This window comes from Microbacterium abyssi, from assembly GCF_015277895.1.
In the GTDB taxonomy this organism is placed as follows: Bacteria; Actinomycetota; Actinomycetes; order Actinomycetales; family Microbacteriaceae; genus Microbacterium; species Microbacterium abyssi.
Map to the genome: position 1 here is coordinate 381,029 of NZ_CP063815.1, position 24,581 is coordinate 405,609.

General features: G+C 67.6%; 23 protein-coding genes. 11 read left to right on the top strand and 12 right to left on the bottom strand.

All coding sequences use genetic code 11. The annotated features are described in order from the left end of the window. Positions 1-100 precede the first annotated feature (100 nt). Positions 101-2,344, top strand: a complete 2,244-nt coding sequence (locus IM776_RS01870; RefSeq protein WP_194421394.1) for a DEAD/DEAH box helicase — start codon at positions 101-103, stop codon at positions 2,342-2,344. 349 nt (positions 2,345-2,693) lie between these two features. On the opposite strand, the gene IM776_RS01875 is transcribed toward IM776_RS01870, so the two are convergent. The 7 genes from IM776_RS01875 to IM776_RS01905 all read right to left on the bottom strand — a co-directional run bounded on the left by IM776_RS01875 (position 2,694) and on the right by IM776_RS01905 (position 8,683). Beyond that, positions 2,694-3,233 (bottom strand): YaeQ family protein, encoded by a 540-nt coding sequence (locus IM776_RS01875; RefSeq protein WP_194421395.1) that lies wholly within the window; start codon positions 3,231-3,233, stop codon positions 2,694-2,696. A gap of 39 nt (positions 3,234-3,272) precedes the next feature. Beyond that, positions 3,273-4,316 (bottom strand): Rv2578c family radical SAM protein, encoded by a 1,044-nt coding sequence (locus IM776_RS01880; RefSeq protein WP_194421396.1) that lies wholly within the window; start codon positions 4,314-4,316, stop codon positions 3,273-3,275. Between the two features lie 59 nt (positions 4,317-4,375). Beyond that, on the bottom strand, positions 4,376-4,702 hold the full coding sequence (locus tag IM776_RS01885; RefSeq protein ID WP_194421397.1) for an L-rhamnose mutarotase: 327 nt from the start codon (positions 4,700-4,702) through the stop codon (positions 4,376-4,378). A gap of 4 nt (positions 4,703-4,706) precedes the next feature. After that, positions 4,707-5,534: a carbohydrate ABC transporter permease gene (locus tag IM776_RS01890; RefSeq protein ID WP_194421398.1), complete on the bottom strand. Its 828-nt coding sequence runs from the start codon at positions 5,532-5,534 to the stop codon at positions 4,707-4,709. Then, positions 5,534-6,361, bottom strand: a complete 828-nt coding sequence (locus IM776_RS01895; RefSeq protein WP_194421399.1) for a carbohydrate ABC transporter permease — start codon at positions 6,359-6,361, stop codon at positions 5,534-5,536. Before IM776_RS01895 ends, IM776_RS01890 begins: the two co-directional genes overlap by 1 nt. Positions 6,362-6,494: 133 nt before the next feature. After that, positions 6,495-7,757, bottom strand: coding sequence for an ABC transporter substrate-binding protein (locus IM776_RS01900; RefSeq protein ID WP_194421400.1), 1,263 nt, complete (start codon positions 7,755-7,757; stop codon positions 6,495-6,497). Between the two features lie 176 nt (positions 7,758-7,933). After that, on the bottom strand, positions 7,934-8,683 hold the full coding sequence (locus IM776_RS01905) for a FadR/GntR family transcriptional regulator (protein ID WP_194421401.1): 750 nt from the start codon (positions 8,681-8,683) through the stop codon (positions 7,934-7,936). A 109-nt stretch (positions 8,684-8,792) separates the two neighbouring features. Between IM776_RS01905 and IM776_RS01910 the strand changes: the two genes are divergently transcribed. From IM776_RS01910 to IM776_RS01945, 8 genes are read left to right on the top strand one after another with little or no spacing between them, the layout of a single operon-like run. Further along, positions 8,793-9,947, top strand: coding sequence for a mandelate racemase/muconate lactonizing enzyme family protein (locus tag IM776_RS01910; RefSeq protein ID WP_194421402.1), 1,155 nt, complete (start codon positions 8,793-8,795; stop codon positions 9,945-9,947). Continuing rightward, positions 9,944-10,909, top strand: coding sequence for an MBL fold metallo-hydrolase (locus tag IM776_RS01915; RefSeq protein ID WP_194421403.1), 966 nt, complete (start codon positions 9,944-9,946; stop codon positions 10,907-10,909). The genes IM776_RS01910 and IM776_RS01915 overlap by 4 nt, the downstream gene beginning before the upstream one ends. After that, complete coding sequence (locus IM776_RS01920; RefSeq protein ID WP_194421404.1) at positions 10,906-11,961, top strand: Gfo/Idh/MocA family protein; 1,056 nt, start codon at positions 10,906-10,908, stop codon at positions 11,959-11,961. Before IM776_RS01915 ends, IM776_RS01920 begins: the two co-directional genes overlap by 4 nt. Before the next feature lie 17 nt (positions 11,962-11,978). Continuing rightward, on the top strand, positions 11,979-13,202 hold the full coding sequence (locus IM776_RS01925; RefSeq protein ID WP_194421405.1) for a CaiB/BaiF CoA transferase family protein: 1,224 nt from the start codon (positions 11,979-11,981) through the stop codon (positions 13,200-13,202). Continuing rightward, entirely contained in the window at positions 13,199-14,320 is a 1,122-nt protein-coding gene (locus IM776_RS01930; RefSeq protein WP_194421406.1) for a type 2 periplasmic-binding domain-containing protein, read from the top strand. Before IM776_RS01925 ends, IM776_RS01930 begins: the two co-directional genes overlap by 4 nt. After that, positions 14,317-15,099 (top strand): enoyl-CoA hydratase/isomerase family protein, encoded by a 783-nt coding sequence (locus tag IM776_RS01935; protein ID WP_194421407.1) that lies wholly within the window; start codon positions 14,317-14,319, stop codon positions 15,097-15,099. Before IM776_RS01930 ends, IM776_RS01935 begins: the two co-directional genes overlap by 4 nt. Positions 15,100-15,121: 22 nt before the next feature. After that, on the top strand, positions 15,122-16,312 hold the full coding sequence (locus IM776_RS01940) for a fumarylacetoacetate hydrolase family protein (protein WP_194421408.1): 1,191 nt from the start codon (positions 15,122-15,124) through the stop codon (positions 16,310-16,312). Next, the gene (locus tag IM776_RS01945; RefSeq protein WP_194421409.1) at positions 16,309-17,823 is read left to right on the top strand and encodes an aldehyde dehydrogenase (NADP(+)); all 1,515 of its coding nucleotides are present in this window, start codon (positions 16,309-16,311) and stop codon (positions 17,821-17,823) included. The genes IM776_RS01940 and IM776_RS01945 overlap by 4 nt, the downstream gene beginning before the upstream one ends. Positions 17,824-17,903: 80 nt before the next feature. Here IM776_RS01945 and IM776_RS01950 read toward each other — a convergent pair whose 3' ends face one another. Genes IM776_RS01950 through IM776_RS01960 form a run of 3 tightly spaced genes read right to left on the bottom strand, consistent with a single transcriptional unit; the run spans position 17,904 to position 20,670 of the window. Then, positions 17,904-18,902 (bottom strand): aldo/keto reductase, encoded by a 999-nt coding sequence (locus IM776_RS01950; RefSeq protein WP_228479864.1) that lies wholly within the window; start codon positions 18,900-18,902, stop codon positions 17,904-17,906. Further along, complete coding sequence (locus tag IM776_RS01955; protein ID WP_194421410.1) at positions 18,887-19,645, bottom strand: SDR family oxidoreductase; 759 nt, start codon at positions 19,643-19,645, stop codon at positions 18,887-18,889. The genes IM776_RS01950 and IM776_RS01955 overlap by 16 nt, the downstream gene beginning before the upstream one ends. Next, positions 19,642-20,670, bottom strand: coding sequence for a zinc-dependent alcohol dehydrogenase (locus IM776_RS01960; protein WP_194421411.1), 1,029 nt, complete (start codon positions 20,668-20,670; stop codon positions 19,642-19,644). Before IM776_RS01960 ends, IM776_RS01955 begins: the two co-directional genes overlap by 4 nt. 120 nt (positions 20,671-20,790) lie before the next feature. Here IM776_RS01960 and IM776_RS01965 point away from each other — a divergent pair, with 120 nt between their 5' ends. Together IM776_RS01965 and IM776_RS01970 are read left to right on the top strand one after the other, a co-directional pair. After that, entirely contained in the window at positions 20,791-21,714 is a 924-nt protein-coding gene (locus IM776_RS01965) for a M15 family metallopeptidase (RefSeq protein ID WP_194421412.1), read from the top strand. 163 nt (positions 21,715-21,877) lie between these two features. Beyond that, entirely contained in the window at positions 21,878-23,041 is a 1,164-nt protein-coding gene (locus tag IM776_RS01970) for an acyl-CoA dehydrogenase family protein (RefSeq protein ID WP_194421413.1), read from the top strand. A 90-nt stretch (positions 23,042-23,131) separates the two neighbouring features. Here IM776_RS01970 and IM776_RS01975 read toward each other — a convergent pair whose 3' ends face one another. Beyond that, complete coding sequence (locus IM776_RS01975) at positions 23,132-23,686, bottom strand: ECF transporter S component (protein WP_194421414.1); 555 nt, start codon at positions 23,684-23,686, stop codon at positions 23,132-23,134. Further along, a complete protein-coding gene (locus tag IM776_RS01980) occupies positions 23,683-24,558 on the bottom strand; it encodes a siderophore-interacting protein (protein ID WP_194421415.1) in 876 nt (291 codons plus the stop codon). Before IM776_RS01980 ends, IM776_RS01975 begins: the two co-directional genes overlap by 4 nt. Between the last annotated feature and the right edge of the window lie 23 nt (positions 24,559-24,581).

The following is a 24,581-nucleotide window of genomic DNA, read 5'->3' on the forward strand; positions in this document are numbered from 1 at the left end:
AATGGCCCCGGCCGACGAATGCCCGGGTATGTCTGCCGCGCTCTGATCTCTGTGCGCGCGAGCGGCGCTGTTCTCGTGTCAGAGACAGTCAGGAAACACCATGCCAAAGAATGGCAAGCCCAAGGGCGGTCGCCCGTCCCGCAACTTCGAGCCGCGCTACGCGAAGAAGACGTCGTTCCACGACCGTCACGCCGGCGCCGGATCCCGCCCCGCAGGCGCTCGCGATGAGCGATCGGATGCCGGAGACCGCGGCTTCTCGTCGGATCGCCCTCGCACGTCGGATCGCGGCTTCGATCGCCGTCCCGGCAGCAAGAGCCCGAACCACCGTGGCTTCCGTCCGGCCGAGGCCGACGGCGGTGCGCCCAAGCGTCGCTGGAGCGACCAGGAGCGTGCCGGCCGCGACGAGGCTCGCGGCATCCGCGGCCGCGCAGAGTCCGGCCGTCGCGAGGCGCCGCACCACCGTGACGAGCGCCCGCGATACAACAGCGAGCGCCCCTCTGAAGGGCGTCGCTACGACGACCGCCCCCGCCGTGACGAGCGCGGGGGCGAGCGTCCCCGCTTCCAGGGCGACCGGCCGCGTTTCAACGGCGACCGCAACGACCGTCCGCGGTACAACGATGACCGTGGCGGTGACCGTTCCCGCGTCAACAGCGACCGTGGTGGTGACCGCCCGCGTTTCAACACCGATCGTGGTGGCGACCGCCCGCGTTTCAACAGCGACCGTGGTGGTGACCGCCCCCGTTACAACAGCGACCGTGGTGGTGACCGCCCCCGTTACAACAGCGACCGCGGTGCGGACCGCCCGCGGTTCAATCGAGACGAACGCCCCCGCTTCAACGATGACCGTGGCGGTGACCGCCCCCGTTATGACCGCGACCGCAACGACCGCAACGACCGCGACCGCAACGACCGCGGTGCCGAGCGTCCGCGTTTCAACCGCGATGACCGATCGAACCGCCACGAGCGTCCGAACCGCGATGACCGCCCGCGTTACAACGACGACCGGCGCAGCGAGCGTCCTCGCCGTGACGACCGCGCGCAGCGCCCGACCCGCAGTGACTGGAACGCCTCCCCGGCGAAGCCGTTCGAGCCGACCGAGGACGTCGTCCACGAGAAGCTCGCGGCGAAGGTCGTCGCCGCTCCCGAGGTCGAGGGCACCTCGTTCGCCGATCTCGGACTCGGCTCGAACATCGTCGAGACGCTGAGCAATATGGGCGCGGCCTCGCCGTTCCCGATCCAGGCAGCGACGATCCCGTCGATCCTCGAGGGGCGCGACGTGCTCGGCCGGGGTCGCACCGGCTCCGGCAAGACCATCGCGTTCGGCGCTCCGCTCGTCGAGAGCATCCTGAAGGCGCAGGCGGGCAAGCGCCGCGAGTTCGGCCGCAACCCGCAGGCGATCATCCTCGCGCCGACCCGCGAGCTTGCCCTGCAGATCGACCGCACGGTGCAGCCGATCGCCCGCAGCGTCGGCCTGTTCACCACGCAGATCTACGGCGGCGTCCCGCAGGGACGTCAGGTCGGTGCTCTGAAGAAGGGCGTCGACATCGTGATCGGCACCCCCGGCCGCATCGAGGACCTGATCAACCAGGGCAAGCTCGACCTGTCGGACTGCCGCATCGCCGTGCTCGACGAGGCCGACCACATGTGCGAGCTCGGATTCGTCGAGCCCGTGCAGCGCATCCTGCGTCACACGGCCGAGGGCAGCCAGAAGCTGCTGTTCTCGGCGACGCTCGACCGTGAGGTCGCAGCCCTCGTCGAAGAGTTCCTCGTGGACCCCGCCGTCTACGAGGTCGCCGGTGAGGACCAGGATTCCAGCACGATCGAGCATCGCGTGCTCGTGATCGAGCATCGCGACAAAGCGGAGATCCTGAACACCCTGGTCGACCGCGACGGCAAGACGCTCGTCTTCGCCCGCACCCGCGCCTATGCCGAGATGCTGGCGGAGCAGTTCGAGGATGCCGGCATCCCCGCCGCAGCCCTGCACGGCGACCTCAACCAGGCCAAGCGCACGCGCAACCTGCAGAAGATGACGTCCGGCCGGGTCAACGTGCTCGTCGCGACGGATGTGGCTGCCCGCGGCATCCACGTCGACGACATCGACCTGGTCATCCAGGCCGATGCCCCCGACGAGTACAAGACGTACATGCACCGCTCCGGCCGCACCGGCCGCGCGGGCCGCTCCGGCCGCGTCGTCACGCTGATCACGCGTCAGCGCCAGCGCCGGACGTCGGAGCTGCTCGGCCGCGCCGAGATCGACGCACCATTCGAGCAGGCGCGCCTCGGCGACGACATCCTCGAGGAGATCGCGGGCCGCATGCCGAGCGCGGCCGAGCTCACCGCCTGATCGCATTCCGCGGAAGCGCGCGGATCCGAGGGGCCGGAATCTGATTCCGGCCCCTTTCCGTTCCTGCTCGGCGATGTGATCGAGGTCGCCGCGATGGCCGCGCGGCTTCCGGTGACCTGGGGCGTGGTCGATCGCGTGCGGTGCTGAAGCGCGGGGCCACCGCAGCCTGACCAGGAGGTGGTTGTTCGTGCCGCACAGGCGGCACCGAAGCGGGGTGACGCGACACCTCCGGGAGGGCGGACGCGACGGCGCGACCAGGAGGTGACGCTACATGTCGCTCGACCGGTGTCTACGCGGCACGAGGCGACACTTCCCGCCGCATCTTCGTTGCGGAGTTGTGAACAGCGAGTCAGACGGCGGAGTGAGTGTGCACGGCGGAGCTGAGCGTCGTGCCGTTGAGATCCAGGTACAGCTGCCCCTCGGTGACCGTCAGCGTGACGGTGCTGCGCCGTTCGAGCAGACGGACGGCGTCGTCGACGAATCCGGGGTCGAAACTGAACACCTGGATGGCCCCGGCGTTGTGGATGCGCTTGCCCGCCCAGGGAGCCTTGACCTTGGCGGGATCACGATGCGTGTACACCGCGACGCGGTCGGCCAGTCTGCTGCCGTGGTGCAGGCGCTCCGCGTCCGGCGCGCCGACCTCCACCCACGCTGTGACACTGCCGGTCAGGTCGCGCACGACCACCGCGGGTTCCTCTGTGGACGAGATGCCCTCGCCGAACGCGATCCCCTCCGCGTACTCGAGGCAGTAGGCGAGCAGGCGGGTCACCATGTAAGCATCGGTCTCGGAAGGATGCCGCGCCGCACGGAGCGTGAAATCGTCGTAGACGCCGCGATCCATGTCTGCCAGCTGCACCGCGAACGTGTAGATCGTCGAACCGATTGCCATAGTCCCGAGCCTACGCGTGGCGGAGTCGACTGCCCCATGTCAGAACAGCATCGGCTGCGGCGGGGGCGCGGCGGGAGTCAGCACGGCGGGTCGCGTGAGCGTGCGCGTCGGATACGCGTCGTCGGAGTGCCGCGCCTCCAGCCCGTGCGCGCGGATCAGCGGCCGGATGCGCTTGGCGAGCCACTGCCGGTACGCCTTCGGTGCATCCGCGGCGGTGCCGGGATACAGTCCGCGATACGACGACATGAGCTCCGGATGCTCGCGCTCCAGCCATTGCATGAACCAGGGCTTCACGCCGGCCCGCAGGTGCAGTGCGCCGTAGATGACGTGGTCGGCGCCCGATGCCCTGACGCGCCGGAGCGCATGGTCGATCGCGGCGACCGAGTCGGTGAGGTGCGGCAGGATCGGCATGAGGAAGACGCCGACTCGGAGTCCGGCATCGGTCAGTGCCCGGACGGTGTCGAGACGCGCCTGAGTCGACGGTGTTCCCGGTTCGATCGAATGCTGCAGCTCATCGTCGTACATGGCTATCGACATCGAGACGTCGACGGGCACGTCCTTCGCGGCCTCCACCAGCAGCGGGATATCGCGGCGGATCAGCGTGCCCTTGGTGAGGATCGAGATCGGCGTTCCGGACTCAGCGAGGGTGCGAATGATGTCGGGCATCAGCCGGTACCGGCCCTCGGCGCGCTGGTACGGATCGGTGTTCGTCCCGAGCGCGACGGTCTCGTGCTGCCAGCTGCCGCGCCGGAGTTCGCGCTGCAGCACCTCGGCGACGTTGGTCTTCACGACGATCTGCGAATCGAAGTCTCCGCCGCCGTCGAGGTCGAGGTACTGATGCGTGCCGCGCGCGAAGCAATAGACACATGCATGGCTGCATCCGCGGTACGGATTGATCGTCCAGCTGAACGGCATGCGCGATCCACCCGGAACGTGATTGAGCGCCGACTTCGCCAGCACCTCATGGAAGGTCATGCCCGCGAACTCCGGCGTCGTCACCGAGCGCATGATCCCGGTGCGATTCTCGAGACCGGGGAGCGCGGCGGCATCCGTGTCTTCGAGCGTCTGTCCCTGCCATCTCATCCTGAAAGTCGAACAAAAAACCGAATCCAAGTCAAGCGCGAATGAGATCTATCTTCGAGTCAGTCGAGGTGCCAGATCTCCTCGAGCATCTCCCAGTTGGGCGCTGTCGAGCCGGCGTGGAAGGGCGACTGGCAGGGGCCGGTCCGCGACCACCACAGCTGCGTCGCTTCATCGGCGGCCATGATCGCCTGATCCGCCTCGTAATCCTCGCCGGCGTACTCGAAATAGCCGACGATCACATCGCCGGTGATGAAGATCGAGAAATTGCGGATGCCCGTGGCGCTGATCGTCGCCTCGACCTGTGGCCACACCGCCGCATGCAGGTCGAGGTACTCCTGCCGTTTCTCCGGTCTCAGTCGAGCGATCATCCCGAATCGCCGGGTCATCGGATCAGCCCTTGGTGGCGCCGGCCGTCACGCCGGCCGAGATCTGCCGCTGGAAGATCAGGTAGATGACGATGATCGGCAGGACCGCGAGCATCACGCCGGCGATGTATGTCGGCACGTTGTCCGGGTACTGGCCACGCAGTGCGCTGACGCCGACCATGACCGTGCGGTTCGAAGGAGACTGCATGATGAGCAGCGCGATGAGGATGTCGTTCCAGACGAACAGCGAGTTCAGGATGCCCATCGAGATCAACGCGGGCTTTCCCACCGGCACCATGATGCGCCACCACGTGCCGAAGAGTCCGTTGCCGTCGACCCGAGCGGCCTCGGTGAGCTCCTTCGGCACGCCGGAGTAGTACGAGGTCATGAAGTAGACGGTGAACGGCAGGAACTGTGCGACGTAGGCGGCGATGAGGCCGGGGAACGTGTTGATCAGGCCCATGTCGCTGAGAACCTTGATCGTCGGCACCATGATCACCTGGAAGGGGATCATCATCATCGCCAGGATGAGCAGGAACGCGAGCTTGCTGCCGCGGAACGTCAGGTGGCTGAGCGCGTAGCCGCACATCGACGAAAGCAGCAGGATGATCGTCACCGAACACACGGTCGCGATGATCGTGTTGAGGAAGTAGCGCCCCATGTCGGCGTTTACCCAGGCGTCGATGTAGTTCTGGACGTTGAAGGTCTGCGTGACGCCGAGGCGGTCGAGTACGTAGTCCTTGCGTGTCTTCAGCGAGATGTTGAGCCCGTAGAGCATCGGATAGATCGTCGCCAGCGCGAGCAGCATCATCGGGACGGCGAGAGCCCAGCGGGCGGCGCGTTGCCTGCGCATCAGGCCTCCTTCGTCGCGCGACGCAGCACGCGGATCTGGATCAGTCCGATCACGAGGACGATCAGCAGCAGGAACACGGAAGCGGCCGACGCAAGAGCGGGGCGCGCTTCGCCGTTGAGCTTCCAGATGAGGAACTCGGGAAGGTACGACGCGGCCCCCGGGCCGCCCGCGGTCATCGTGTAGAGCAGGGCGAAAAGGCCCGTGAGCATCCCGATGGTCGTCGTCACGAAGACGAACTGGATCGTCTGGCTGAGCCCAGGGATGATGATGTGCACGATCTGCTGGCGCATGTTCGCGCCGTCGATCTTCGCGGCATCCAGCAACTCTGCGTCAAGCGTGGCGAAGCCCGCGAGGAAGATGGTGAACGCCATGCCGAACGTCGCCCAGATGTGTACGACGAGCACTGTCGGAAGGGCGGTCTCGGGCAGACCCAGCCAGTCGACACCGGGGATGTGCAGCACCCCGAGCGCATTGTTCAGGGGGCCGTTGGCGGCGAGGATGATGTTGAAGATCGCGCCGATGATGATCGGCGAGAGCACCACCGGGAGGAAGTACACGCTCCGGTAGAAGCGGTGTCCGGGAATCTTCAGGAAGACGAATGTCGCGAGGATGCCGGCGACGAAGACCTGGATCGGCACGAACAGCAGCACGACGAGCACGTTGCGCGCGGATGCCTGGAATCGCGCGTCGCCGAGCAGGGTGACGTAGTTGTCAAGGCCGATGAACTGGCCGTTGAGCTCCTTGTCGCCCGTGAAGGAGAAGTTGATCCCCAGCACGAGCGGATACAACCGGAAGATCGCAAGGATGAGCAGGACCGGCAGCACCATGAGGTAAGGCGCGAGCCGTTCGAACGTCCACGGCTTCTTCCGCAGCGGGCGATCTGTCGCGATGCGCCCTCGGCCCGGGGCCTTGCCCCTCAGGACAAGGCTCCGGGTCGAGGTGGTGTCGGTCGACAAAGGATCAGCCCTCCGAAGCTGCCAGCTGGGCGGCTGCATCGGAGACAGCCACATCGCCGCTGAGAAGCTGCTGTCCGAGTCGGTGCAGCAGATCGAGCGTTTCCGCGCTGAGCGCGGTGTGCAGCAGCGGCTTGCTGTCGGGAAGGTTCGCGACGATGTCGTTCGCGGCCTCGATGTCCGTCTCCAGCTCGATCGTCGTGTCGGATGCGATCTGACCACCGGCGAGGGAGAACTTCGCCAGAGCATCCGAGTCGACCGATGCCTTGATCCAGTCGACGCCCAGGTCCTTCTTGTCCTCGTTGAGGAGGGCGTATCCCGTTCCGCCTTCGGCAGGGAGGGCGATTTCAGCGCCGTCGTTCACGGTCACCGGCATCATGAACCCGAGGTCGGCTCCGAGGAACTCGTCGAACTGACTCCAGTGAGCGGTGTCGCTCATCAGAGCCGTGACCATTGCGGCGTTGCCTGCGGAGAAGATGTCGAACGAGTCGTTGAACATCGCGGTCGAGTTCGCGCCGTCGTTGTACCAGCCGCTCGCCGAGCTGTCGGCCCAGAGCTGCAGGATCTGCGTGGCGTGCTCGCCGGTCCAGTCGCGCTCGCCGTCGATCCATGCGTCGTACTCCTCCGGGGTGAAGACCCCCGAGCCGAATCCGGAGAGGAAGAACTCGATGCCGAGGCCCTCCTTGTTGCCGAGCGCGAAGCACGACGCATCGGTCTCGGCGAGAATCGCCGCGCAGGCTTCGTCCAGTTCGTCCCATGTGGCGGGCGGGTTATCGGCGTCGAGCCCGGCCGCTTCGAAGATCGCCTTGTTGTAGTAGATCGGGAAGCCCTGCAGGAACCGAGGCGCGGAGTACGTCTCTCCATCAGCCTGGAAGGCGGGCCAGCCGGCGATGGTGTCCTCAAGATCTGCCAACTCGTCGGTCAGCGGAACGAGGATGTCTGCGCGACTGCGCAGCTGGGTCCCGCCGTTGAACAGTGCGATGTCCGGGCCCGTGCCGGCTTCGACCGCGCTGCCGAGCAGGGTGTAGTACTGGTCGAACGGCTGGTTGACGATTTCGACATCGACGTCGGGGTGCGTTTCGGCGAACACCGCCGTGATGTCCTCCGTGTAGGTCGCGGCCGACTCGTCCGCGTCCCCCCAGTTCCAGATGACGAGCTTGTCGCTCGAACCGGAGCTTCCGGCCGAACCCGACGGCGATGCGCCGCCGCAACCGGTCAGGATGAGTGCGGCCGCTCCTACGGCTGCGGTGACAGCGATGCTTCGCTTCATTGCGATCCTCTCGACGTTGAATGTCTTCGTGCTGTGGTCGGCCTGGCTGCAGGTCTCGAGTTGGAAATGTACTACGTCTGATGTACCAAGTCAAAGAAACATCACACGAATGATGTTCCCGGGCGGGCGCGATCAAAGGGTCACGCTGGGTGTGGCGTGCCTCGCTCGCTCGGTGTTCAGTCGTTCGAGCGCCGTGCGGACGGGAGGCGCCGACGTTCCCACGAGCCGAGAATGTGAGCGCTCATCGCGATGCGGGCGGCCTCCGGGTCGCCAGCGGCGATCGCTTCGACGATGCTCTCGTGCTCGGCGATCGTCAGCTCGAAAGCGTGCGACGGATCCTGGCCGGTGAACCGGTCGCTGCCGACGGCGTGGGTGATGAGGACGCGCGCGATGTTCTCCGCCAAGCCGTTCTGGGAAAGTCGCATGATGGCCAGGTGGAATCGCACGTCCGCCTCGCGGAAGGCGGCCGAGTCCTCGGTGCGCTCGACCATGGCCTCGAGGTGTTCGCGCAGGTCGGCTCGAGCATCGGCATCCGCTGTGTCAGCTGCTGCCGCCGCCATGGCGGCCTCGAGGGACGCGCGGACGACGCTGAGTTCGTCCAGCACTCCCAGGGTGCTGTCGTTGCCGATCATCGTCGAGAGGACCAGGGGGTCGAGCACGTTCCACGTCGTCGCCGGGGTGACGTGAGTGCCTCGCCCCTGAGCGACGGTGACCATGCCCTTCTCCTGCAGGCGCTTCATCGTCTCGCGGATCACGGTGCGGCTGACGCCGAACTGCAGGCTCAGTTCGCCCTCGGGCGGGAGCGCTTCACCGGGTGCGAACTCGCGGGTGACGATGGCCTCTACGAGGTCCTTGAGCACGGTCACGCCGATTCGGTCGATCGGGGTGCGGGTGCGTCCGGAGGCCGGCTCGGCGGGCGAAGTCATGGGTCAAACTCTATTGGCGTCTCGCGGCAGCGGGAACGGGACACTCCCAAACCGCAGACATATGATGTATGGTGTTTAGGTCTCATCCGGTCTGACAATCAAGGGCGAAATGAAGATCACGGGCTACCGCACGCTGAACACGTTCCATGACTGGAGGCGCCCCATCGGCGATGTCAATGGGTGCATCGCCTCCGGCATCACCGATGTGCCGCTGGTCGTCCTCGAGACGGATGAGGGCATCGAGGGCGTAGGGATGGGCTCGCACGCCGATCTCGAGCGTCTCTTCCCTGCGCTGGAGGGGAAAGATCCGCGGGCCGTCGCGTCCCTGTACGACTCGATGATCTCGCGCGTCTTCAAGTCGTCGCACGCGGGCGCGACCTTCGGCGGCATCGGAGCCTTCGACACCGCGCTGTGGGACCTCAAAGCGAAGATCGCAGGCGAACCGCTCTGGCGTCTGCTGGGTGCCGGCGACCGTTTCGTGCACGGATATGCTTCCGCACTCGACGCCGCGCTCAGCGACGAGCAGCTCGTCGGGGTCTATCGCTCCTTCGCCGAACGTGGGTTCACCTCCGCGAAGCTCAAAGGCGGACGCGTTCTCGAGAACGATGTGCGTCGCTTCGGCCTCGTGGCGGACCTGCTCTCCGGTTCGGGTGTGACGCCCGCTCTGATGCTCGACTCCAACGAGTCCTGGAACCTCAAGCAGGCGGTGCGTTACATCAGCGCCCTGGAGGAGAAGTTCGATCTCACCTGGGTCGAAGAACCCCTGCGCCGCTGGGACTCGATCGGTCTCGCGCGCCTCAGCGCATCGATCCGATCTGCGGTCGCGACCGGCGAGAACCTGACCGGGCTCGAGCAGTATCGACCGCTGCTGGATGCCGGCGCGGCCGACATCGTGCAGGCGGGTGCATGCTGGGGGATAACCCATTTCCTGAGGGTGGCAGTCGTCGCGCACAGCCGCGATCTGCCCGTGAGTCCCGTCGGCCTGACCGCCAATCACGCCGTCACAGCGGCCGCCGCGGCCGTGCCGAATCACCTCACGGCCGAAGTTCAGGATTTCGGATCCCCGTTCGGTCTGACGCTCGATCAGGAATTCGCCGACGGCGGGATCGTACTCGGAGACCGCCCCGGTGTCGGCATCGAGATCGACGAGGCCGCGATCGACGGCGCTCGCATGTCCGGAGACTGGCAGGAGCCTGCTGGGCCGCACGTGCGGTCCTCTCGCGCGGGATTGCGCATGGTCGACCGAGGAGTTCTGGAGGAATGATGCACGAGATCCGCCCCGGACTGCACCGGATTCAGGCCCCACTCGGCGAGCGTTTCATCGCCATGTATCTGCTCACCGGGCCCGGCGGGGCGCTGCTCTTCGACACCGGCATCGCCGATTCCGTCACCGGGACTCTGCTGCCCTACCTGGATGAGGCAGGTATCCACCCCACCCGGATCCGCTGGGTGATCAGCTCGCACTGCGACTTCGATCACACCGGAGGCAACGCGGCGCTGCGCGCCGCAGCCCCTGACGCGGAGTTCCTCGCCGGTCGAGCGGACGTGCCGATGACCGAGGACGTCGAACTGCTGATCAACGGACGATACGGCGAATTCGCCGAACGCGACGGCTTCGACGACCCCCCGGAGACGACGGCAGAGGTGCGTCGCGCCACCGGTCTGGTCCCGGTCGCGCGGGCGCTCGACGGCGGGGAGACGTTCGACCTCGGCGGTGGCCGGATCATCGAGGTGCTCGCCGTCCCCGGACATTCCCCCGGACATCTTGCGCTGTGGGATGCAGCGAATGACGCGCTGCTCATCTCCGATGCGGTGCTCGGCGAGACCGTGCCCACGGCTGACGGCCGGGCGGCGTTTCCGCCGACCTACCGTGACACGCCCGACTACGTCGACAGCATCCGCCGACTGCGCGGATACGGTGCGAACCTGCTCCTCACCGCGCACTACCCGATCTACGAGGGCGAGGCGGTCAACGCGTTTCTCGATGGTTCGCTGGCTTACACAGAGCGCATCGACGCGGCGATCACCCAGGTGCTGGCCGGCAGCGAGGAACTCACCACCCTGGAGATCATCCGCCGTTGCGCCGCGGGCCTCGGCCCGTGGGACGGAGCTGCCGCCGATTACCTGATCTTCCCCGTGACCGGAAACCTCGAACGTCTGCTGCGGCAGCACATGGTGGCCGAGGGCGAACGTGACGGCATCCGCACCTGGAGGTGGACGGCATGAGCGAGCGCACCGTGCGCCTGGGCGCCATCGGCGCGGGCTGGTGGGCGACGAGCAACCACTTCCCGATCTTCGCGTCTCGCGACGACGTGGATCTCGTCGGCGTCTGCGGCAAGGGGCCGGGACTCGAGACGACGCGTGAGAAGTTCGGCTTCGACTTCGCCACGGAGGACAGCGCCGAGCTGCTCGATGCAGACATCGACGCCGTCGTGATCTCGACACCGCACGACCTGCATCACCCGCTCGCCGTGCAGGCGCTCGAGCGCGGACTGCACGTTCTGTGTGAGAAGCCGATGACTCTCCGCGCCGATCAGGCGTGGGATCTGGCGGCGCGCGCCGAGCAGGCCGGCACCGTCTTCCTCGTGCCGTACGGCTGGAACTACAAGCCGTTCACCGTGGCCGCCAAGCGGATGCTGGACGCCGGGGACATCGGCGAGATCCAATACGCCCTGTGCCATATGGCCTCTCCCACGCGGGGGCTGTTCGGCACCGACCCGTCCCACATGCTCGAGCGCTGGAACTCCGAGACCGCGCCGGATCCCTCCACCTGGTCGAGCCCCGAGCGTGGCGGCGGCTATGCCCACGGGCAGATCACGCACTCCTCCGCACTGCTGTTCTGGCTCACCGGCCTGCGCGCGGCATCCGTGGCGGGACGAGTGCTCAACGCGGGTGCACCGGTCGATCTGTTCGACGCGGGTGTGATCCGCTTCGACAATGGTGCGCTCGGGTCTCTCTCGGGCGCTGCGACTCTCGCCGACGGCGACAAGTACCAGGTCGACATCCGTCTGTTCGGCACGGACGGCGTACTCATGATCGACGTCGAGCGTGAGCGCGTCAGCCTCAGCCGCTACGACGGTCGCCGCGAGGAGTTGACGATCGCAGCCGGCGAGGGCGAGTACGAGTGCCTGACGCCTCCCGTCCGCTTCATCGAGCTGATCACCGGCGCGAGCACCGAGAACAACTCTGATGTCACCGTGGCCGCACGCTCCGTGGAGCTCATCGATGCCCTGATCCGGTCGTCCGCCTCCGGCGGTGCCGACACCCCTGTTCGCTGAACTGAAACCGAGGAAACATGACTGACTCGTCCGCACGCGGCGTCCTCGACGGCTACCGCGTCATCGACTGCTCCATCGCGATGGCGGGCCCGTTCGCCGCCCAGCGGCTCGGCGATCTCGGCGCCGATGTCATCAAGGTCGAGCCGACCGCCGGCGAATGGCAGCGCTTCGCCGCGGCCGGAGGTGCGAAGGGAAACGAGATCAACGTCTCCTTCCTCTCCCTCAATCGCAACAAGCGCTCACTCGCCGTCGACCTGAAGTCGGACGACGGCAAGGAGATCGTGCGCGAGCTCATCGCCGGGGCCGACGTCTTCCTGCAGAACTACCGCCCGGGCGTCGCAGCGCGCCTCGGCCTGGACTACGAGACGCTCTCGGCGATCAATCCGTCGCTGGTCTACGTGTCGATGTCCGGTTACGGCGAGGACGGACCGTACCGCGATCGTCCGGGGCAGGACCTGATCCTGCAGGCGATGAGCGGTGCCATGCTCTCGGCAGGACGCGAGGGCGAGCCGCCGACCCCCGCCGGTCAGTATCTGGCCGATGCCGTCACGGCATCCACCGCGTTCGAGGGCGTGCTTGCGGCACTGCTGCATCGTGAGCGCACCGGCGAGGGGCAGCTGGTCACGGTCAACATGCTCGACGCCCTCACGACGCTGCAGATGCAGGAACTCAGCGTCTACACCGTCGGCGGCGTGCCGCAGCGGCGCGGTCAGGAACCGAACGCCCATGTCTACATCCGTGCGCCGTACGGCGTCTTCGAGACGGCGGACGGGTACCTCGCACTCGGGTTCGCCGACCTGGAGAAGCTGGGGGAGATCTTCGACGAGCCGAGCTTCGCAGGCATGGATCCGGAAGTGCACGGCTGGACCCATCGTGACGAGCTGTACGCGACTGTCGGGCGTCACCTGCGAGAGAACACGACGCAGCACTGGCTGGACACGCTGCTGGCCGCGGGCATGTGGGTCGGGCCGGTCTACGGCTACGAGGACCTCGTGAAGGATCCGCAGATCATCCACAACGGCACCTTCGTCGAATACGACCACCCGACAGAGGGACATGTGAAGACGCCGGGCTTCCCGTACCGCTTCGCGAAGACGCCACCGCGTATCGACCGGGGTGCGCCGCGGGTGGGCGAGCACACCGAAGAGATCCTTGCCGAACTCGGGGTGGACTCCGACCGCGTGCGCGCGCTGCTGGATGCCGGAGTCATTGCCCGGACGAAGACGACGGTTCCCGCATGACCGAGTACGTCGGCCTGACCTGGGACCATCCACGCGGTCGGGACGCCCTGGAGGCGGCGGCGGGCGATCTCGGGGGCGGCGACAGCCTGCGCTGGGAGGTGCAGTCGCTCGAAGGGTTCGAGTCCGCGCCCATCGAAGAACTGTCGCGACGGTACGATCTGCTCGTGCTGGATCACCCTCACCTGGGCGACGCACTGGAACACGACAGCATCCGCCCCATCGAGGAACTCTTCCCGCCCGAACAGGTGACGGAGTGGGAACGGGGCGCCGTCGGTCCGAGCATCTCGTCGTATCGGGTCTCCGGCCGACTGTGGGCGCTGCCGCTGGACGCCGCCACGCAGGTCTCGGCGCGCCGACGCGACCTCGTGCTCGAGGCGCCAGCGACATGGGACGACGCGCTCGCACTCGTCGACCGCGGTCTCGTCGCGACGAGTCTTGCAGGACCGCACGCCTTCCTCTCGCTGTGCTCGATCGTCGTCTCGCTCGGCGGCGTCCCGGGGGCGGGTGGCGATCTCTTCGGCCGGGAGGCGGCGCTTCGTGCGCTCGAACTTCTGACGCGTCTCTCCTCGCGAGCACCGGAGGGCTCAGACGGACTCAACCCGATAGGTCTGCTCGACCGGATGCGCGACGTCGGGGACATCGGCTACGTCCCACTCGTGTACGGGTACGTGAACTACAGCTCCCGGGCCCTCGCGTTCGGCGCTCCTCCCGCGCAGGAAGGGCGCATCGGATCGACCATCGGCGGCACCGGCATCGCTGTGACACGTCGCTCCGAACCCTCGAGAGCGTTGCTTGCGCACCTGCGGATGCTGCTCTCCGAAGAAGCGCAGCGCGGGTTCATCCCCAGCCATGCGGGTCAGCCCAGCGCGCGCGCCGCGTGGACCGATCCGGCGGTGGATGCCGCAGCGCATGGCTTCTACTCCGCGACACTCTCTACGATCGAATCCGCCTGGATCCGACCGCGAGTGACCGGATACATCCCCTTCCAATCCGAGGCATCCGCCCTGGTGCGACAAGCCGTGTCCGGCGCACGTCGGGCAGAGGACGTCCTCGCCGACCTCGAGGAGCGCTTCGCCTCCGTGCTGGCCGCCGCATCCGACAACGAGGAGTACGCATGACCGTCGCGTCCGACACAGACCTGATCGTCGTGGAGAGCGCGGGGCACGTCGCCACCGTGCGACTGAATCGTCCTGAGAAGCTCAACGCCGTCACGCAGCACATGAGCGATTCGCTCGTGCAGATCGTCCGGGCCCTCAACGACGATCCGGAGATCCGCGCCGTCGTCTACACCGGCACCGGACGCGCTTTCAGCGCCGGCAGTGACATCTCCACGCTCGACCAGTACGCGACCCCGTGGGAGTTCCGCAACCGCCGCGACTACTGCGATGCGCTGCGAGAACTGCGCAAACCCGTGATCGCAGCGGTGAACGGGTACGCCTTCGGAGGCGGGCTGGAGGCATCACTCACCTGCGACATCCGCCTGGCCGCCGACACGGCGAGTTTCGCTGCGCCCGAGATCAAGCTCGGCTGGATCGGCGGGGGCGGCATGTCGGTGCTTCTGGCGAACTCGATCGGAGCCAGCAACGCGGCTCTCATGCTGATGAGCGGTGACCCGATCGACGCGCAGCGCGCGCTCGCGTGGGGGCTCGTCAGCGAGATCGTTCCCGTCGACGAACTCCTCGCTCGTGCGCAGGAACTGGCTGCGACGATCGCCTCGCGTCCTCCGATCGCCGCTCAGACGGCGAAGGCGAATCTGCGCGCCGCGTGGAACATGCCGCAGGACCAGGCGATCGCCTACGAGCGCGAGATGCAGGGCATCACCTTCGCCACAGAGGACGCCGCCGAAGGGCGGGCGGCTTTCGCCGAGAAGCGCTCCGGAGTCTTCCACGCCCGCTGAGCCCCACCCACCGAGGAGAGACATGACAGAGAACTGGATCGGGGATGCCGCGGGCATCCTTCCCGACGACGCCGCCGACGCTCTGCTGATCGGACGCGCCCAGCTGCCGGAGGGACCGGCCGTGGTCGTACTGCGCGACGGCGTGCTGCACGACCTGTCGGCGACCTTCCCGACGACGCGGGACCTGATCGAGAGCCCCGCTCCCGCAGCCGCGGTCCGCTCAGCCGAGGGGCCGGCGATCGGCGCCTTCGCCGATGTCTGGGCGAATACCGCTCCCGACACGCGTGACGTCGCATCGCCGTGGCTGCTGTCCCCGATCGATCTGCAGGTGGTCAAGGCATCCGGTGTCACCTTCCCCGTCTCGATGCTGGAGCGCATCATCGAGGAACGAGCGCGTGGCGAGGCGGAGACCGCCGACGGCATCCGCGCCACGATCCTCAAGACGCTGGGCGGCGATGTCCGGGACCTCATCCCCGGATCGCCCGAAGCGGCTCGTCTCAAGGAGGTGCTGATCGCGGAGGGGCTGTGGAGCCAGTATCTCGAGGTCGGCATCGGTCCGGATGCCGAGATCTTCACCAAGGCGCCCGTGCTGGCCACCGTCGGCGCGGGCGTCGATGTCGGCATCCTCAGCGAGTCCGAGTGGAACAACCCCGAACCAGAGGTGGTGCTCGTCGTCTCGTCTGCCGGCGACATCCTCGGGGCGACGCTCGGCAACGACGTGAACCTGCGCGACATCGAGGGGCGCTCGGCGCTGCTGCTGGGCCGAGCCAAGGACAATAACGCCTCCGCGTCGGTCGGGCCGCTCATCCGCCTGTTCGACGACCGATTCGACCTCGATGACGTTCGCACTGAGACCGTGACGCTCGCCGTCGACGGGGCGGACGGCTTCCGCATGGCGGCCACCTCCCACATGGAGCAGATCAGCCGCGACCCGGCTGACCTCGCCCGTCAGGCGAGCGGAGCGCACCACGCCTATCCGGACGGATTCGTGCTGTATCTGGGCACCATGTTCGCCCCCACCGAAGACAGGGATGAGGCGGGTCACGGCTTCACCCATCACGTCGGCGATGTGGTGCGGATCTCCTCGCAGAAATTGGGAACGCTCGTCAACCGCGTGCAGCACAGCGAGGATCTGGCACCCTGGGACTTCGGCATCGGAGCCCTGATGACGAATCTGGCCGCACGAGGACTCATCGGAGGAAGCCGCGCATGACCACCCTGAACACCACAGACCCCCGCACCGGTGAGACTCGGCCGACCGCGATCGTGGCGACCGCCCCCGCTGAGGTGGCCGAGATCACGGCGCGCGCGGCTGCGGCGACAGCCCTTCTGCGTGCGCGGCCGCGGGCGTGGCGTGCCGGGCTGCTGCGCGCCCTCGCCGACGGCCTGGAAGCCGATCGCGAGACACTGGTGGACGCGGCCCTCCGTGAGACCGGTCTTGCTGCGGCGCGCCTGAACGGCGAACTCACGCGCAGCGCGTTCCAGTTCCGGCTGTTCGCCGACGCCGTGGAGGACGGCGGCTACCTCGAGGCGATCATCGACCACGCGGGGCCCACGCCGCTGGGACCCGGGCCCGATGTGCGAAGGATGCTCGTGCCGCTCGGTCCCGTCGCCGTCTTCGGCGCGAGCAACTTCCCGTTCGCGTTCTCCGTCGTCGGCGGGGACACCGCGTCGGCCGTCGCGGCCGGCAACCCGGTCGTCGTCAAGGCGCACAGCTCACATCTGCTGACCTCCCAGCGCTCCTTCGAGTCGCTCGCCGCGGCGGCATCGGCATATGGTGCGCCGGCCGGGCTGTTCGGCATCGTCTACGGCCAGGAGGCCGGGGGCGTACTGGTCGCAGACCCGCGCATCATGGCGGTCGGCTTCACCGGCTCGCTGTCCACGGGGCAGATCCTGCAGAGCATCATCGATGAGCGTGAGACGCCCATCCCGTTCTTCGGCGAGCTGTCGAGCCTCAACCCGCTCGTCGTCACCCCGGGGGCGGCATCCGCGCGAACGGCTGCCATCGGCGAGGGACTGTTCATCTCGATGAGCGGCTCCGCAGGCCAGCTGTGCACCAAGCCGGGCATCGCCTTCGTCCCGCATGGCGAAACCGGCGATCGGCTCGTCGCCGACGTCGTCGCCCGCGCCGAGGGCGCTGCGGCGCAGACCCTGCTGAACTCGCGCATCCATGGAGCGTTCGACGAGATCCGCGCGAGGCTGATCTCGTCCGGCGGAGCGCGCAGCCTGGTCGCTCCGATGCGCGGCGATGAGGGCTTCTCACTGACCCCCGCCGTGCTCGAGATCGATGCCGCCCGTGTCACCGCCGAGGTGGCAGAGGAGGCGTTCGGCCCGCTCATCGTGCTCGTGCGCTACGCCGAGCTCGACGAGGTGCGCCGGGCTCTGCGCGCCGTGCCTCATTCGCTGACGGCGACGATCCACAGCGAGCCGGAGGAGGCTACCCTGCGCGGTGAGCTCACCGATGCGGTCGAAGACATCGTCGGCCGCATCGTGTACAACGGCTATCCGACCGGGGTGCGGGTCTCATGGGCCATGAACCACGGCGGCCCGTGGCCGGCGACGAACACTCAGCACACGTCGGTGGGAGCGACGGCGATCCGCCGGTTCCTGCGTCCGCTCGCCTGGCAGGACGCTCCAGCCGATGTGCTCCCCGACGAGCTGCGCGATGGCGCGGTCGACGTGCCACGCCGCGTCGACGGTGTGCTGGAGCTGGCCTCGCGCTGACTCGGAACGCGCGAACGCGAGGGGCTCCGGACCGTTTCGGCGCTGCGCCCCTCGCGTTCTCTTCTTCAGGGAGCGCGGGTTCAGTCGCCGAAGACGCCTTCCGGCACGAGGCGGCGCTCGATCAGCGCATCCCAGAGCGCGGCGTCGACCTCCGCCTCGAGCCGGTCGAGGTTCGAGGCCGTCTGCGTGCGATCCCGGCATCCGATGACGATCGACGCGACGGCGGGATGCCGCAGGCTGAACTGCATCGCGGCGGTGGGGAGGTCCGTGCCGAACTCTTCGCAGACAGCGGCGATCGCATTCGCCCGTTCGATGAGCTCCGGCGGAGCAGGAAGGTAGTCGTACGTGGCGTCGGCGGCTACCCTCGGTCGCGCGAGCAGACCGGAGTTGTAGACGCCGGCGTTGACGATGCCGACGCCGCGCTCGAGCGCAGCGGGCAGCAGATCGTCGAGCGCCGGCTGCTCCAGAAGCGTGAAACGACCGGCCAGCATCACCACGTCGATGTCTGTCTCATGCACGAAGCGCGCCGGCATCGCCGACTGATTCATCCCGACGCCCACCGACTGCACGACGCCCTGCTCGCGCAACTCGATCAGCGCGCCGACACCCTCCGTCGACGCCTGTTCCCAGTGATCGTCCGGGTCATGGAGGTACACGATGTCCAAGCGATCCACGTCGAGGCGCGTCATGCTCTCCTCGACGCTCCGCATGATCCCGTCACGTGAGAAGTCCCACTCGCGGCGGTGCGCCGCGGGCACGGCGAAGCCGCCGTCGTCGAGCTCGCCGGGTGCGTGCTCCTGCGGTACGAGCGCGCGCCCCGCCTTCGTGGACAGCACGAACTCGTCTCGAGGGTGTTCTGCGAGCAGCGCGCCGAGGCGGCGTTCCGAGTATCCGAGTCCGTAGTGCGGGGCGGTGTCGAAGAGCCGCACCCCGCGCGCCCAGGCTTCCTCGACGGCGGCGCGCGCCTGCGCATCGGTCGTGACGCGGCCCAGGTTGCCGAGCTGCGCGCCGCCGAGACCGAAACGGGTGAGGGCGGTCCCGGTACGCAACGGTGCCGTGAGCATCAGCGGCCCAGCCATCCGCCGTCGACAGGAAGCACCGTACCGTTGACGTAGTCGGACGCCGGAGACGACAGGAACACCGCCGCCCCGCCCAGATCGGATGCCTCGCCCCAACGCCCCGCCGGGATCCGATCGAGGATCGCCCTGGAGCGCTCGGGATCATCGCGCAGCGCCTGTGTGTTGTCGGTGGCGATGTAGCCGGGCGCGATCGCATTGACGTTCACGCCCCGGCACGCCCACTCGTTGGCCAGCGCCTTCACCACGCCGGTGATGCCGGACTTCGCCGCCGCGTAGCCGGGGACGTTTATACCTCCCTGGAAACTCAGCAACGACGCGGTGAAGACGATCTTGCCGCGACCGCGCTCCAGCATCGAGGCGCCGACAGCCTGGGCGAGCGCGAACTGGCTCGTCAGATTGACCTGCACGACGCGTTCGAACCACTCCATCGGATGCTCGGCCGAAGGGGCGCGCAGGATGGTGCCGGCGTTGTTGATGAGGATGTCTACCTCCGCCGAACGCAGCTCTTCGCACAGTGTTGCCACGGACGTCGCATCCGACAGGTCGCAGCGGATGGCGCGGAACGCGCGTCCCCGCGCCAGCACAGCGGACTCGATCTCACTGCCGGAATCGGGGATGCTGGTGCTGACGCCGATGATGTCGGCGCCGGCGTCGGCGAGTGCTGTCGCCATTCCGAAGCCGATTCCGCGATTCGCGCCGGTGACGACGGCGCGAAGGCCAGTGAGATCGAAGAGATCGCTCATCGGGCGTCTCCATCCCGCACGTCGACGAGGATCTTCATCGCGCGGCCGGCCTCGAGCTCGGCGAATGCCGCCTGCGTGTCGGAGAGCGGCACGATGCGCGTGATGACGAGGTCGGTGGGGATGACGCCGTCGGCGATGAGCTCGACGGCCGTCTCGAAGTCGGCGCGCTCGTAGACGCGGGCGCCGAGCAGGCGGAGCTCGCGCCAGAACACGCGCTGCAGGTCGACTTCGCGAGGAGTGGGATGGATCGCCACGACGACGATCGTGCCGCGTACCTTCGCCAGGGCTGTCATCCCGCGTACTGCGGCCGCCGCGCCGGACACCTCGAACACCACATCCGCTCCTGCGCCGCCCGTCCATGCGTCCACCCAGTCGATCTGATCCACCGACGACGGATCGACGGTGGTGAATCCGAGACCCTCCGCCTGGGCGCGACGTGCGGCGTCGATCTCGATGACCGCGACGTCGGCACCGGTGTGGCGCGCGACGGTGGCGATGAGCGTTCCGATCGGCCCGCCGCCGATGACGACGGCCTTCTGGCCCGCTGCCAGTTCGGAACGGCGCACGTCGTGGACCGCGACGGCGACCGGTTCGACGAGCGCTGCATGCGCGAGCGGCACATCGGCCGGCACCGCAACCAGCGTCGGCGCAGGCACGTTCCACCGGGCCTGCAGCGATCCGGGCGAATCGATGCCGATGAAGTTCAGGTTCTGACAGATGTGCTGGTGGCCCGCCTCGCAGGCAGGGCAGGTGCCATCCCAATCGAGCGGCATGACGGTGACCTTGTCGCCGATCCGCCAGCCCGACACATCCTCGCCGAGAGAGGCGATCGTGCCGCTCATCTCATGCCCGAAGACGAGGGGCAGCTCGACGCGGGCATCCATGTTGCCGTGCAGGATGTGCAGATCGGTGCCGCAAAGGCCCGTATAGGCGACCGCGATCTGCACCTGGCCTGGCTGAGGACGCTCTGGCTGCGCCTCTCTGATCTCGATTGAGCGGTCTCCCACATAGTTGGCAGTCAGCACTGACATCTCCTCGTTCATCGGAGTTGCCAGATTACTATGACGTATGATGATTCGCCAAGGGCGCGTCGAGTACTGAGGGGCGCGGTGGCGTGCTCGGGAAACCGCGAGACAATGGAACCCATGAGCGACGCCAGGCACCCTCGGCACGCGTCGCGCCCTCCTCGCGTGCTGACGGCGGCCCTCCCGATCGGGCTGGCCGTGACCGCGCTCGGTGCACTGTGGGCGCTGACGGACGCGCCGCCCGCCGACGACGTCGCGCCGCCGGTGCCGATGGTCGCCGCTCAACTGCCAGGAGTCGATCGCACGACCGTGGATGCCGTCGACCCGTGCGCCGAGCCGGCTGTGATGGACGCCTTGGCATCGGGTGACGACGAAGCCGTGATCTCGGCCTTCGGAGGAGGCACGGCGTTCCGGGATGCCGTCGCCGCCCGCAACGCGCCCTGCATCTCGCTGACCGATCCCGCACGGCGATGGGTTGTTGTGAACAAGGCGTCCGCGGTCGCCCCCGCCGAGTTCGAGCCGGAAGGGCTCATCGAGGCGCCGATCCGCACGACGACGCCGTCGCGCCTGATCCGCGAGGATGCCGCGACTGCTCTCGGCGCGATGGCCGCGGAGCTCGAGACATCGGGCGCCGGCGCGATCGGCATGAACAACGCGTATCGCTCCTACCAGCTGCAAGTCTCCAACTACGCCGGGCAGGTGAGCTCTCAGGGGCAGGAAGCCGCAGATCTGGCCTCCGCGCGTCCCGGGTTCAGCGAGCACCAGACCGGTCTCGCGGTCGACGTCGTCGCCTGCGGCGACGGCTGCGGCGAGATCGGCGCGTTCGGCGGCACCACCGAGAGCGAGTGGATCGCTGCGCACGCCTGGAAGCACGGCTTCATCGTGCGCTACGAGACGGGTGCGACCGGTACGACCGGATACGAACCGGAGCCCTGGCATCTCCGCTACGTCGGCCCCGCGCTCGCGAGCGCTTACCACGAGGGCGGATTCCACTCGCTCGAGGAGTTCTTCGGCCTGCCGGCGGCCCCCGACTACGCGCACTGAACCCTCACGCCGACTCGCGCAGACCCTGATCTGTGGCTTCCCACAAATGCGGCACCCAGTGTCACACATTGCGGAATGCATTCTCACAACGCTCCGCCGCGGCATCCGCCCTCCGCAATAGACTCGCCGGAGCAAAGACGCCAGACACGTTCGGGAGGACGGCATGGAACGCGACATCTACGACGAAGACCACGAAGCATTCCGCGACCTGGTCAAGGACTTCGTCAAGCGCCACGTGAGCACCGAGAGCATCGAGAAGTGGGATGCCGCAGGCGAGATCGACCGCGACACGATGCTGGCCGCGGGTGAGGCCGGCCTCATCGGCCTTTCCGTGCCCGAGGAGTTCGGCGGCGCCGGCATGCTGCAGGACTACCGCTTCCGCACCGTCGTGATGGAGGAGGTCATCGCCTCCGGAGCAGGTTCCCTCGCCGGTGCCTTCGGCATCCAGGACGACCTGGCCGTGCCGTATCTGGTGCACATGGGCACGCAGCAGCAGAAGGAGAAGTGGCTTCCGCGCATGGCCACGGGCGAGGTGCTCGGCGCGCTCGCCATGACCGACCCCGGCGCGGGTTCGGACCTCCGCGGCATCAAGACCAATGCGAAGAAGGTCGACGGCGGCTACATCGTCAACGGCGCCAAGACGTTCATCTCGTCGGGCACGACCGCCGACGTCGTCGTCACGTTCGTGAAGACCGGCGAGGGCAACCGCCCCGATGCGTTCAGCCTGCTGCTCATCGAGAAGGGCATGGAGGGTTTCGACCAGGGCAAGAAGCTCAGCAAGATGGGCTTCCACGGCTGGGACACCGCTGAGCTCAGCTTCACCGACGTGTTCGTCCCCGACGAGAACCTGATCAGCGGCAAGGAGGGGCAGGGCTTCATCCAGCTGATGATGAACCTGCCGCTCGAGCGGCTGTCGATCGGCGTCGCAGCCGCGGCTGCAGCGCAGGCCGCGACCGACTGGACCATCTCCTATACGAAGGACCGCGAGGCCTTCGGCGAGCGGATTGCCGACTTCCAGAACACGCGCTTCCGCCTCGCCGACATGGTCACCACCACCGAGGTGATGTGGGCGTACATCGACCGCGCGCTGCTGGCTTACAAGGACAAGAAGCTCACCGCCGAGGACGCCGCGAAGGTCAAGTTCTGGGCGACGGAGCGCGAGTGGGAGGTGCTCGACACGGGTGTGCAGCTCCACGGCGGCTACGGCTACATCATGGAGTACCCGATCGCCCGCGCGTTCACCGACGCCCGCGTGCACCGCATCTACGGCGGCACCAACGAGATCATGCGCGACCTGGTCGGTCGTCAGATCGCCGGCAAGCGCTGACGCCGCATACCCTCACTCAGGTCGCAGATTCTGCCGTTCTGACACGTTCAGAGCGGCGAAATCTGCGACCTGAGTTTCGTGCTCCGGCGATCAGCGCCGCCCGACGCCGGCCGCACGCACGCGATCGGCGATGAGGATGCCGAGGGCCGTCGCCACAAGGCAGCTGATGAGCGTCGACGCGAAGAACAGCGCCTGTGCCCACAGGGGCTGCACGCCCATGTCGAAGAACGTCCAGGAGAAGATCGGGTACACGACGCCCAGCACGGCTGCTCCGGCGTAGTGCATCCAGGTCTTCCAGAATCGCCAGAGCACGACGAGGAACGGGAGCTCGGCGAACAGCGCCCACGATGCGTTGGTCACGACGCTCATGAATCCGTAACCGGAGAACGGCACGATCACGAGGCCGGCGATGATGCCGACGAGCAGGCCGACCAGCGGACGCCGCAGCAGACGCAGCGCGATGACGGCGGGTAGGATCCACAGCCCGGTGATAGCCACTGAGAGCGCGGGCATGCCGAGGCTCAGCAGGACGGTTGACAGCCAGTTGGCCGGGGTCAGCAGCAGCCCGCCGGCCACGCCGAGCGCAGCGCACGTCAGCAGCAGCGTCGTCGACACCCCGAATCTGCGGCGCGCGACCTCGCTCATGCGAGCGGCTCCGCAGCGATCTCGCGCGCGGTCTTCGACGTCGGCGATGCGGCCCCGACCTTCCAATAGCCGCAGAAGCTGACGGTGTTCTTGTCGACGCCGCGCTCGCTCACGAGCTGCTTGCGCACTCCGGAGGCGAGCGCCTGCTCGCCGGCCGCGTACGTGTGGAACGGAGCATCTGGCAGCGTCAGGGCGCGCAGCGCGGACAGCGCGAGAGACCCCGGTTCGACGTCGTGCGGGCGCACGAGCCACTCCACCGTGATGCCGTCGGGATGCGGGAACTCCAGGGCATCCTCCTCGGTCGGCACCTCGACGATCGCGGTGCCGGATGCCGTGGCGGGCAACGACGCGCAGATCGATGCGATCGCGGGCAGTGCCGTCTCATCGCCGACCAGGACGACCCGGTCGGTGCCTCGCTCCGGGTTGAAGGTGAGGCCCTCGTCGATGATCAGGACCCGGTCGCCGGGAGCGCAGGTCTCCGCCCAGCGGGATGCCGGGCCCGCGGTGCCCGCGCTGGCAGAGCCGTGCAGCACGAAGTCCACATCGATCTCGGTGCCGCGCGCGTCCGTCGCGGGCCGGTACGCGCGCACGCTGTAGTTGCGCATCACGGGCCGGTCGCCGTCGGGGATCCGCAGGAACTTCAGGTATCCGAACAGCTTGTGCGCCTTCGCCGGCACGCGTTCAAGGCCGGCTGCGCCTGTGACCGGGATGAACAACCGGAACCACTGGTCGAATCCCATCGGGCGGAACTTCTCGATCCCGCCGCCGCCGAGCGTGACGCGCATCCAATGCGGCGCGAGCCGTTCGGCGCGCAGCACCTCGAGCGGGATGAGCTCGGTTGTCTCAGGCTTGACCATCTTGCTGAACGCCATCGGTCGCCTTTCGGGGTCGTGGG